The organism is Silvanigrella sp., assembly GCF_044369315.1.
GTDB lineage: Bacteria > Bdellovibrionota_B > Oligoflexia > Silvanigrellales > Silvanigrellaceae > Silvanigrella.
The window spans coordinates 1-9,991 of sequence record NZ_JBIPMD010000116.1 but is presented as its reverse complement, the minus strand read 5'-3'; the positions used below and the strand labels follow the sequence as shown (position 1 = coordinate 9,991).

Sequence of the window (9,991 nt, the reverse complement as noted above, 5' to 3'; positions counted from 1 at the left end):
CAAAAAATTAGGGTAGGCCGTCATTATCCAAGAATCTCTCACAAACCTCACAACAAATGGAGTAGGAGGGCTCGTATATCTTAGAACTCATAACCTTAACCGAATGCCATTGTTGGACATAAAACCGGTATTGGTAGTGAAATTTATCTTGTCAGAGGTTTTGCTTCTACAACTCTTATTTCTTTCACAGAATTTTTTCATTTTAAAATTGATTCTAAAACAGATACTTTTTATATAGATCCCGACGAGAATAATCTGCGGGAAAAGCATGTTTATAAAAAAACTGGATTTAATTTAGTGGGTGTTTTATTATGAACTAAGGTTTGTTTTCAGGACAAAAAACCTCTCTTATGATTAAAGGAATTTAAAATAAATTTTATGAATACTTTTATATATCAAAAACTTTGCACAGAATTTTATGATTTAAGCAAGCCCACACTTTCTAACGAAGAATTCGAATTTTATTACAAATATATCAAAAATTGCAAAGGAAAAATACTCGAGCCAATGTGTGGAACAGGATCGTTTCTTATTCCAATGCTAGAATCCGGATTTCAGATAGATGGCTTTGATTATAGCTCATTTATGTTGGAAGCTTTAAATGAAAAGATGATTGATAAGAAATTATCTGCCCATGTATGGCAAGGGAGTCTTCAAGAATTAGATCATAATGATGAGTACAAATTAGTTTTTATTCCTAGAGGTTCTTTTGGATTAATTAGTGCCATAAATGATATAGAAAAATCCCTAAGGAATATTTACAATTGTTTGCAGAAAAATGGTTTATTTATTTTTGAAATCGAAACAGTAAATGCGATACCAAAGGACTTTAATATTTGGGAAGATAGAATTGTTTATCGTTTAGATGGCCACAAAATTTTGCTCAAAAGTCTTGTACTTCCTCCTGAAAACAACATTTGTTCCTTTATTGGTAAGTATACTTTAATTAAACAAAATGAAATTCTTAAAACAGAAGAAGAGGTTTTAAGAATTAGATTTTATAATGTCGAAGATATAATTACTATGCTTAAAAATGCCGGATTTTTAAACTGTAAACTCATTAAAGCTTATGAGTATGGAATATTTCCAAATAAAAATGACGAGATTGTAGTTATTGAATGCGAAAAATTATAATAATATATTTTAAAAATATATTGATAAATTTATTTTGGAGTTTGTATTTTGATTAAAAACTTAAAAAATATTAATGACTTTGAATTTATTTCAGAGCTAAAAGAATTACCTAATCAAGGAGTTCTTTGGGAGATTATTGAAAATAATAAAACAGGAAAAGTGTTTGAACTGCCAGGAAATGCTTTTTTAATCATGGAAAACTGCAATGACCCATTTGTTTTTATCATAGGTAATTTAACAAATGAAGCAGTTAATGTCGCAATCACTCTGCTTAACGATCGTGAATTCCCAATGGTTTATTGCAATCCTCGGTATCATCCTTTATTTTTACGATCGGGATGGAATTTTCACCTACGAGCTGAATTACAATTAAATAAACTCACTCAACTTCAAACTTTAGATAATACTCTAAATATCAAACCAATAACAACGATCGATTTATTTGAAAAATGCTTTTGGTACAAAGAAAGATCTGAACTGTATGTATCAGACACGAATTTTTTAAAATCAGGCCAAGGTTATGCATTATGTATTGGTGATGACGTTATTAGCGAAGCATACGCTAGTATTGGTGGTGGTTATGCAGAAATAAGTGTTATAACTCATCCAGATTATCGTGGCAAAGGATATGCATCGCAAATTGTATTCCACTTAATCCAGAATGCTTTGATGTCAAAACAAATCCCAATATGGAGCTGTAATATAGATAATTGATCATCACTGAATACAGGTTTAAAGCTTGGATTTGAAGTGAAGCGTTATTATACATTAATTGTACCAAATTTCGGAAATATTGTTTGCCCTAATTTAATCAATTGGCTAAAAACCAATACATATCCGTAAGAAATTTTAATAGCTATGTTTATTCCTAATGTTAATTCACTTCTTATGACACTTGAATTTATATCTTCTAGGACAAAAGAAGCGTTACAGAAACGTAAAAAGGATGGAATGAACTCTCCCAGCTTCAAAATTAAAATTAGATGAGTACAGAGATGAAATTTCAAGATATCTATAAAAAGGAATTGGGAAACGTGATAAAGCAAGACTTATAAAAATGCCCACTATCTACTCTTTATTTATGGTTGAGTCGACGTCAAATTCACACAAAATGAGGCTCTCGGAAATTTTTTAACATGAAAGGTAAAAATCAAATGAGCAAAATATTAATTGTTTTTGGCGGTCTTCCTGGAACTGGTAAATCAACAATTTCTAAAAGGCTTATTGAAAAAGTTCCTGCTTGCTATTTGAGAATTGATGTTATTGAACAAGCCTTGAAAAGCGACAGTAGAATAGAAAATGACGTTGGAATTAATGGTTATATTGTTGCATATGAACTTGCTAGGGCAAATTTGAAATTAGGACAAAGTGTCATATCTGACAGCGTAAATCCTCTTTTTATTACACGCAATGCTTGGAGAAATATTGCAATTGAAACGAACTCTCCACTATTGGAAATAGAAGTTATTTGTACAAATAATGAAGAACATCGTAAAAGAATAGAAACTCGAGAGGCTGATATTCTAGGATTAAAGCTTCCAACTTGGGAACAAGTATTAAATAGAGAATACGAACCTTGGGATATAGAAAGACTTATAGTTGATACAGCTAAAGAAAATATTGAATCAATCTTACAAAAAATACAATTAGCAATTGACAAAATTAAAATTAAACCCAAATAAATGGCATTTTGTAAAGTGGTTCATCACAATGTCGATTTATAAATTACAATGTTTCTGATTAAATCGACCCTAGACTTACTCAAAACAAGGTCGCGGTAATTTCTGGGGTTTGCACTAACAACAACTTATTATAAATATTTATGTTAATATATAATGCTAAATATATGCATTCATATTTAGAAAATATAGGATTAAAATTTAGGTATATATTTTGTTAATTTAATAAAAAACTACATAATTAGATTATTTTGTTTTAAAGCCTGGATACGAACTTCTAGAGGGGGATGCGTTGAAAATATCTCAAGAAAGCTAGATTTATTTGAAATTTTAAATGCTGCTATAGATTTTGGTGTTTCTTCGCCTTCTGGTAAAGGATTTTCATAAGCCCTTTGTAATGCAGCAAGAGCTGAAATCATACTTGATTTTCCAGCTAATTGAGCGCCACCTAAATCCGCTTTAAATTCTCTCTTACGAGAAAACCAAGCTACAGCTATAGAACCTAAAATGCTTAATAAGATTTCAAGGACAGTCACAACAACAAAATTTACAAGTGGTCTGATATCTTCTTTTACAAATTGTGTCGTTGCAAAGGCAATAATTCTAGCAAAAAACATGACAAAAGCATTCACAACGCCCTGTACCAAAGTCATTGTTACCATATCACCATTTGCAATATGTGATATTTCATGGGCTAATACGCCATCTATTTCATGGCTATCCATTTTTTGTAATAAGCCTGTTGAAACCGCAACAAGGGATCTGCTTTTTGATGGCCCTGTTGCAAAAGCATTGAGATCTGGGCTTTCGTAAATGCCCACCTCTGGTGTATTTGGCAAACCTGCTTTTTGGGCAAGTTTTGCAACTCTATTATATAAATTTCTTTCTTCTGGAGTGCAGTTTTCTGGGTTAATAGCTGTGATTCCCATGGAAAATTTAGCAATCCAGCGAGAAATTGCTAAACTAATAAAAGCGCCGCCAAATCCCCAAATCAAACAAAAAATCATTAAGCTAATGTAATTTATGCCTTTAGCGCTCAAATAATGATTAACACCAAGCACAGTGGTAACAATTGTAATTGTTACCATTACTAAAATATTTACAAGTAAAAATAAAAATATTCTTTTTGCCATATCGATATTTCCTCCTCTATCGAACATAGATAAATTATACTATATAAAAGTACTATGTAAAAAGATTTAAATGCAAATTTAGATATTTTTAATTCTAATATAAAAGGTTTATATATGGTATATTCAGATACAACAAATTCAGGTGGCTCAGTGAAAAGAAAAAAAATTCGTATTCATGATCTCATTGAGAAAAAGAAAAATTCTGAAAAAATTTCGTCAATTACTTGTTATGATGCATCTTTTGCACGAATTATTGAAATGTCTAATATTGATTTTGTTCTCGTAGGAGATAGTTTAGGAAATGTAATTCAAGGAAAAAATTCTACTTTGGCAGTTACCTTAGAAGATGTTGCGTATCATGTTCGTTGTGTAAGACAAACTATTAAAACCCCACTTCTTGTAGGGGATATGCCTTTTATGACAGCAGGTATTAATAGACATGAAACAATGCATAATGCTGGACTTTTAATGAGATCTGGTGCTGAAGCTGTTAAGATAGAAGGGGCAACGCCAGAAATATGTGACCAAATTCACTTTCTTTCCAATAACGGAATTCCTGTAATGGGCCATATTGGACTCATGCCACAAAGTGTGAATGCTTTAGGGGGATATCGCATTCAAGGTAAAAATGATTTGGATAAAAAACGTCTTTTAAAAGAAGCAAAAGCTTTACAAGATGCGGGCTGTTTTGCCATTGTCCTTGAATTAATAGTTCCTGGTTTGGCAGAAGAAATTACAAATTCTGTTAAAATCCCTACAATTGGAATTGGGTCTGGAAATCATTGTGATGGAAATATTTTAGTTTTGCAGGATATGTTAGGAATGAACAAAGACTTTAAGCCAAAATTTTTAAAGCATTATTTAAAATTAGAGGATTCTATTAAAGAGGCTATTAATGATTATTGTAAAAGTGTTCAAGAAAAAAATAGTGAAAATGAGTAATATTTTAAATGATTGAGAAAAAATTAAGCATAGAAGAAATAAAAGCGAAAATTAAAGTTGTTTGTATTTGTAAAGGAATCAAACAAGGTCGAATATGTGAAGCAATTCAAAATGGGGCTGATACCATTGAAAAAGTAAATAAACAAACAGGAAGTGGTGATGGTGGCTGTAAAGCAACTCGTTGTGGTCCTGTTATAAAAAAATTATTAGAAAATAATGGTAAAATAATTTTAGAGCCCTATGAAACAAAAGTAGATGATGATGATTTCGATTTTTAATTTTATCTTTTTAAAGTAACTTTATTCATTTTAAAGTAAATAAAATTTGATTAAATAGGATTTTATTTGCATTTATTATTTAATGTTTAATTTGTTTTGTGATTTAAATTTGTAAAATGAATAACAAAAGATTAGAAAAATTGGCAGGCCAGGAGGGACTCGAACCCCCAACAAGCTGATTTGGAATCAGCCGCTCTACCATTGGAGCTACTGACCTACACAAGTTACTTTCGATATCAGTTGCAGACTGTCAGGTCAAGCTTTTGCAAGGTCTTACCGTCTTAAAAATAACCGTTTTAGCAAATAAGGTGATATTTATGTTGAAGTTAGAGCATTCAGGCACAGGCGAAATATTTTATGCGACAAAACAATCTGCTGGATTTGATATTTGTTCAAATGAAAATACTACTGTTAAATCAATGGAATGGACCCTAATAAAAACAGGGTTGCGCATTGTAGAGTCCTTAGGAGCTCAAAAATTAACTCTAGGAACTGAGCTTTTAAACGTTATTCCTGAAATTCAAATCAGGCCTCGAAGTGGCTTGGCTTTAAAACATGGAGTTACCGTTTTAAATTCACCAAGTACGATTGATGCGGATTACCGGGGAGAAATAATGGTAACTATTGTAAATCACTCAAAAAATGATTTTACAATTCACAAAGGTGATAGAATTGCTCAAGGAGTTTGTGCTTTAGTCGTTCAACTTCCTGGAATCACAGTGAAAGAAATTGAAAGAGGAATTGGCGGATTTGGCTCGAGCGGTAAAAATTAATAAATTTGTGTTTTTTACAAAAGAGTTATTGACTAATCAGTCAATATAAGTTAGAATCTCATAACTCAAGAAATGATGCTATTGGCGAGATATTTTTCATCGGATTCAGGAGCTTATAGAATGAGCAAACTTTCTGGTAAAACATCTAAAATAAACCAATCCCATTCAACAGATGAAGAATCTGTTGTTTCGCTTGAGCGAACTATCTATTTTATTCCTGATAATGTCCCATCAAATCAAATCGTATTTTCAGCAGTTAAAAATATTTGTGGAACCTTCGATGATGTTCTTGTTTATTTAGAGTCTGGGAAAGTAGATAAAATAATTTTTCATCCTCTTACAAACTCGCATACGCGTCGCCAAATTGTTCAATGGGCAAAAATTTTTAACCCATCCATTCAAGAACAAATAACTACACATTTCCCATCAAAATCTTGTGGATCAAATCAAGTCGCATAAATCATAAATTGATATTTTATATTTCTGAATCATTAAGGAAATATTTGCATTCTGCAAAGCTTGCCCTTTATTTTAATATTGTTAATATATAATTTAAGAACCATATTAAAGGGTTTATTTCATGAATGAATTTTTGTCTAAAAAAAACTATGAACGCCTTAAAAAATTTCATCGAGTTAAATCATTAAAAGATATTTTAAATATTGAATTTTCATCTCGAATATTTGAAGATGAAACTATTAATAAAATTAAAGAAAATATAAATAATTATAAAAAAAGGGAACAAATACGTTTAAATAAAATAGATATATTAACAAAGTTATTAGAAAAAATAGATTTAAAAATACATCAAAAAAAAAATTCTTAATTAAAAATAGGTTTATTAAATGAAAATAGTCCTTTTTGTAAATGGTCCTAATCTTGGTATATTAGGAAAACGACAAACTCAAATATATGGTTCAGAAACTTTAAAAGAGGTAACAAAAAAAGTTAGAAAAATTGCAGAAAAAAACGAAATATCATTACAGGATTATCAAAGTAATATAGAAGGTGAACTCATAAATTTTTTAAACGAAAAATATATTAGCAATGTATATAATAATTCTATTAAAACTAAAAAGAATAATTCTAAAATAGTTGGAGTTATCATCAATCCAGCGGGTTATTCTCATACCAGTGTTGTTCTTCGTGATGCCCTTGAAGTATTTAAGCAGGAGAAAATTCCCATAATAGAAGTTCATATTAGCAATATTTTTTCTAGAGAAGGATTCCGACATATGTCATATGTCAGTCCTATTGCAACTGGAGTCATTTCGGGGCTAGGATCGTACGGGTATGAGGTTGCTTTAAATAAAATTATAGAAATGGAAAAAAATGCTTGAGCATTTACTGAAAATGATTTCTTTGGAAAGTTTATTATTTTCTTTTAAGGAACGAAATTTATTTCAGGAATTTAATATACATCAAGAGACCTTAGCTTTAAGGCAAGCAAAAGTCTCAAAAATATCAGATTCAGATATTTTAAAAAGTATTCTTCCAAAAGATTTATCAAGTAAAATGTTTGGTTCTGGGAACTTAAATTTGTTAGCTTTTATTTTTGCTTTAAGACATAAAATATTATTGCTGAATTGTTTATTTCATTTATCTGCTTTAAAACAAAAAAATAGTTACCTTTTTCAAGAATCAAAAAATGATTTTTCTTTGTTATTTGGTGATTCTTTTTTTGAGTATTATACTTTATTTTTTAAAATGCTCATTCCCCAATTTTGGGGTAAATCGAAACAATTGCCCATTTTAGGTTTTTCTGCAGTTGGTTGTCACTTTGCCATGCGAGAGGTCACTTATTGTAGAGCTTTTGATGCGTACAATCTCCCGTTTTGCCATAATATTACTCAAGATGTTTTTTGTGAAGAGCATTCCATTGAAAATTTTTGGAAACAAAAGATTATCGAAGAGTCTTCTGTACAAGCAAAACTTTCACAATTTTATGCCAATCCTTTTAATTTTTCTGAATTTGATGAAGAGTCATTAAGGAAACTAGTGGAAAACTTTTTTCGCTATTTTGAACGCTCTCAAAATAATTTATATATTTTACCTATTGATGAAGAGAAATTAAAATTTTTATTAGGATTTTATAGCTTTTCTTCAATTGAAGATTTAAAAAAGGAGGGAGGAATGGAGTTGAGAAGACGTTTTATAGAAATGGCTAAACATTTCCATCCTGATGCTGGTGGTTCTCACGAACTTTTTCGTGAAGCAAGAGAAAATTATGAGTTTTTACGAGAGATTTTAATAAAATGAAAAAAGCTTTTTATAAGATGTCACCTTTTAACTTTGTTCCTTTTAAAAAAACCCCTTGGGGAGGAAAAAAAATTTCTCTACTCAAAAAAAAATATTTTAACGAATTCGTATCAGAAATTCCGAATCAAATTGGAGAAAGTTGGGAAGTTTCAACAGATTTAAATTTCCCTTCCTATGTTATATTAAATTCAAATCAAAAAATAACTTTAAATGAACTATTAACAGATAAAGCAGCATCTATTTTAGGTGCAAAAATTGCTGAAAAATATGGGAATCATAGTCCTCTTTTATTAAAATGGTTGAACGCTGATGAACTTTTATCTGTTCAGCTTCATCCCAAAAATGATAATAAGTTATTAAAAAATGATGAATGCGGCAAACCTGAAAGCTGGCTAGTTTTAGATGTAGAAAAAAATGGGTTTGTTTATTTAGGCTTTAAAGAAGAGTTAACAAAAGACGAAATCATTCAATGTATATTAAATGATGAAGCTGAAAAATGTTTGCATAAATATGAACCAAAAAAATTAGATTACATTTCTGTTCCTCCTGGATGTGTTCATGCAGTAGGAATAGGAGTTTTTATAGCTGAACCTCAATATGTTTTACCAAAAAAATCAGGAAAAACCTGGAGACTTTCTGATTGGTGTCGTTTGTATGATGAAAATGGGATGAAATCCGAAAAAGGAAAACCAAGAGAACTTCATGTGAATGAATCTTTAGAAGCAATAGATTGGAGTTTACCAAGAGGTAAAAAACTGGAAACTTTGCTTGTACACAATATGAAAAATTCAAAACCTTTTTTAGGTGACATACATAATCCTTTTGCTCTTCAAGTTTTCACGAATGAAACTGATGTTAATTATGAACCTTTACAAAAAAATCAATTTTCTATTGTTACAGTTTGGGCGGGCGAATTAATATTAGAGTCAGAAAATGAGAGATTGATTATGTGTGCAGGAGAAAGTGCAATTATTGCTTCTGATACAAAAAAAGTTTCTCTGAAGTTGCAGAATAAATATGGAGATGAAGCTAATGCAGCTATTTTTGCACTCAATGACGAGGTTCTTTAATGGCATTTATAAATGAAGCCACTGGCGATATTCATTTTAAAATATTATATATTGGGAGTCAAAACTCAGGTAAAACAACAAATATACAATCCATATTTTGTGAGAGTTTTGAAAATCAAAATAAAAGAAACAATTCAGAAGTTCTTTTAGACCTTCCCAGGAATACTTTTTTTGATTTTTTGCCAGTAAGTTATGGTGCAGTAGCAGAGCGCAATGCTCGAATGCATTTATATACTCTTCCTTCTCATCAAATTTGGCCGAGCGTAAATATAAGTTTAATGCTTGGTGTAGACGGAATTGTAAATGTAATTGATAGTCGCGTTCGTTATTTAGATAAATATGATTTACAACTGTTACAAGTTAAAAAATTAATGGAATCTTTGCAAATTGATTATAATAGTATTCCATTTGTTTATCAATTTAACCACACAGACTCATATGATGCAATGCCATTTTCTACTTTGAAAAAGAATTATCAATTTAAAGACGAAGATTGTTTTGAAGCTATTGCCTCTCAAGGAGTGGGTGTTATGCCTACATTTTTAAAAATAGCAGAAAAAATTATTCAAAAAATTATATAGGTGCAAATAAATTTTATTATGCCAGTTAAGAGTTGAGAAAGATATTGTGAAGATTGAAGAAATAGCTCCAATTTGTTAGTTAATTGTTGCTTAAAAAAAAGTAACAAAGGAGCTACCAATGGATTGGCAGAACCAACTCATC

13 protein-coding genes and 1 tRNA gene are annotated in these 9,991 nt (G+C 30.4%); 12 read left to right on the top strand and 2 right to left on the bottom strand.

The window, feature by feature from the left end; translation table 11 throughout:
• The first annotated feature begins 378 nt into the window (after positions 1–378).
• The 3 genes from ACIQ56_RS10270 (at position 379) to ACIQ56_RS10260 (ending at position 2,816) form a co-directional block, all read left to right on the top strand.
• A complete protein-coding gene (locus ACIQ56_RS10270) occupies positions 379–1,134 on the top strand; it encodes a class I SAM-dependent methyltransferase (protein ID WP_397600968.1) in 756 nt (251 codons plus the stop codon).
• Between the two features lie 48 nt (positions 1,135–1,182).
• Positions 1,183–1,848, top strand: a complete 666-nt coding sequence (locus tag ACIQ56_RS10265) for a GNAT family N-acetyltransferase (protein WP_397600967.1) — start codon at positions 1,183–1,185, stop codon at positions 1,846–1,848.
• Between the two features lie 449 nt (positions 1,849–2,297).
• Positions 2,298–2,816: an AAA family ATPase gene (locus ACIQ56_RS10260; protein WP_397600969.1), complete on the top strand. Its 519-nt coding sequence runs from the start codon at positions 2,298–2,300 to the stop codon at positions 2,814–2,816.
• A 230-nt stretch (positions 2,817–3,046) separates the two neighbouring features.
• Here the strand turns inward: ACIQ56_RS10260 and htpX are convergent, their stop codons facing one another.
• Positions 3,047–3,946 carry a protease HtpX gene (htpX, locus tag ACIQ56_RS10255; RefSeq protein ID WP_397600966.1) on the bottom strand — a complete coding sequence of 300 codons (900 nt, stop codon included), beginning with the start codon at positions 3,944–3,946 and terminating at the stop codon, positions 3,047–3,049.
• A gap of 150 nt (positions 3,947–4,096) precedes the next feature.
• Between htpX and panB the strand changes: the two genes are divergently transcribed.
• Positions 4,097–4,888, top strand: a complete 792-nt coding sequence (gene panB, locus ACIQ56_RS10250) for a 3-methyl-2-oxobutanoate hydroxymethyltransferase (RefSeq protein WP_397600965.1) — start codon at positions 4,097–4,099, stop codon at positions 4,886–4,888.
• Positions 4,889–4,896: 8 nt separating this feature from the next.
• Positions 4,897–5,166, top strand: a complete 270-nt coding sequence (locus ACIQ56_RS10245; protein ID WP_397600964.1) for a bacterioferritin-associated ferredoxin — start codon at positions 4,897–4,899, stop codon at positions 5,164–5,166.
• Positions 5,167–5,307: 141 nt separating this feature from the next.
• On the opposite strand, the gene ACIQ56_RS10240 is transcribed toward ACIQ56_RS10245, so the two are convergent.
• Positions 5,308–5,383, bottom strand: a tRNA-Trp gene (locus ACIQ56_RS10240).
• A 100-nt stretch (positions 5,384–5,483) separates the two neighbouring features.
• Between ACIQ56_RS10240 and dut the strand changes: the two genes are divergently transcribed.
• From dut to ACIQ56_RS10205, 7 genes are all read left to right on the top strand, one after another.
• Positions 5,484–5,939, top strand: coding sequence for a dUTP diphosphatase (gene dut, locus ACIQ56_RS10235; RefSeq protein WP_397600963.1), 456 nt, complete (start codon positions 5,484–5,486; stop codon positions 5,937–5,939).
• Between the two features lie 120 nt (positions 5,940–6,059).
• A complete protein-coding gene (locus ACIQ56_RS10230; protein ID WP_397600962.1) occupies positions 6,060–6,398 on the top strand; it encodes a hypothetical protein in 339 nt (112 codons plus the stop codon).
• 121 nt (positions 6,399–6,519) lie between these two features.
• Entirely contained in the window at positions 6,520–6,765 is a 246-nt protein-coding gene (locus ACIQ56_RS10225) for a hypothetical protein (RefSeq protein ID WP_397600961.1), read from the top strand.
• 19 nt (positions 6,766–6,784) lie between these two features.
• Positions 6,785–7,279, top strand: coding sequence for a type II 3-dehydroquinate dehydratase (locus tag ACIQ56_RS10220; RefSeq protein ID WP_397600960.1), 495 nt, complete (start codon positions 6,785–6,787; stop codon positions 7,277–7,279).
• Positions 7,272–8,198, top strand: a complete 927-nt coding sequence (locus ACIQ56_RS10215; protein ID WP_397600959.1) for a hypothetical protein — start codon at positions 7,272–7,274, stop codon at positions 8,196–8,198. The genes ACIQ56_RS10220 and ACIQ56_RS10215 overlap by 8 nt, the downstream gene beginning before the upstream one ends.
• Positions 8,195–9,268, top strand: coding sequence for a type I phosphomannose isomerase catalytic subunit (locus ACIQ56_RS10210; RefSeq protein ID WP_397600958.1), 1,074 nt, complete (start codon positions 8,195–8,197; stop codon positions 9,266–9,268). The genes ACIQ56_RS10215 and ACIQ56_RS10210 overlap by 4 nt, the downstream gene beginning before the upstream one ends.
• Positions 9,268–9,849 carry a hypothetical protein gene (locus tag ACIQ56_RS10205; protein ID WP_397600957.1) on the top strand — a complete coding sequence of 194 codons (582 nt, stop codon included), beginning with the start codon at positions 9,268–9,270 and terminating at the stop codon, positions 9,847–9,849. Before ACIQ56_RS10210 ends, ACIQ56_RS10205 begins: the two co-directional genes overlap by 1 nt.
• The last annotated feature ends 142 nt before the right edge of the window (positions 9,850–9,991 follow it).

Coding starts and splice junctions, on each gene's coding strand:
- dut (WP_397600963.1), top strand. CDS start 5,484: ATGTTGAAGTTAGAGCATTCAGGCACAGGCGAAATATTTTATGCGACA.
- ACIQ56_RS10230 (WP_397600962.1), top strand. CDS start 6,060: ATGAGCAAACTTTCTGGTAAAACATCTAAAATAAACCAATCCCATTCA.
- ACIQ56_RS10205 (WP_397600957.1), top strand. CDS start 9,268: ATGGCATTTATAAATGAAGCCACTGGCGATATTCATTTTAAAATATTA.
- ACIQ56_RS10215 (WP_397600959.1), top strand. CDS start 7,272: ATGCTTGAGCATTTACTGAAAATGATTTCTTTGGAAAGTTTATTATTT.
- ACIQ56_RS10225 (WP_397600961.1), top strand. CDS start 6,520: ATGAATGAATTTTTGTCTAAAAAAAACTATGAACGCCTTAAAAAATTT.
- ACIQ56_RS10270 (WP_397600968.1), top strand. CDS start 379: ATGAATACTTTTATATATCAAAAACTTTGCACAGAATTTTATGATTTA.
- ACIQ56_RS10210 (WP_397600958.1), top strand. CDS start 8,195: ATGAAAAAAGCTTTTTATAAGATGTCACCTTTTAACTTTGTTCCTTTT.
- htpX (WP_397600966.1), bottom strand. CDS start 3,946: ATGGCAAAAAGAATATTTTTATTTTTACTTGTAAATATTTTAGTAATG.
- ACIQ56_RS10220 (WP_397600960.1), top strand. CDS start 6,785: ATGAAAATAGTCCTTTTTGTAAATGGTCCTAATCTTGGTATATTAGGA.
- ACIQ56_RS10245 (WP_397600964.1), top strand. CDS start 4,897: ATGATTGAGAAAAAATTAAGCATAGAAGAAATAAAAGCGAAAATTAAA.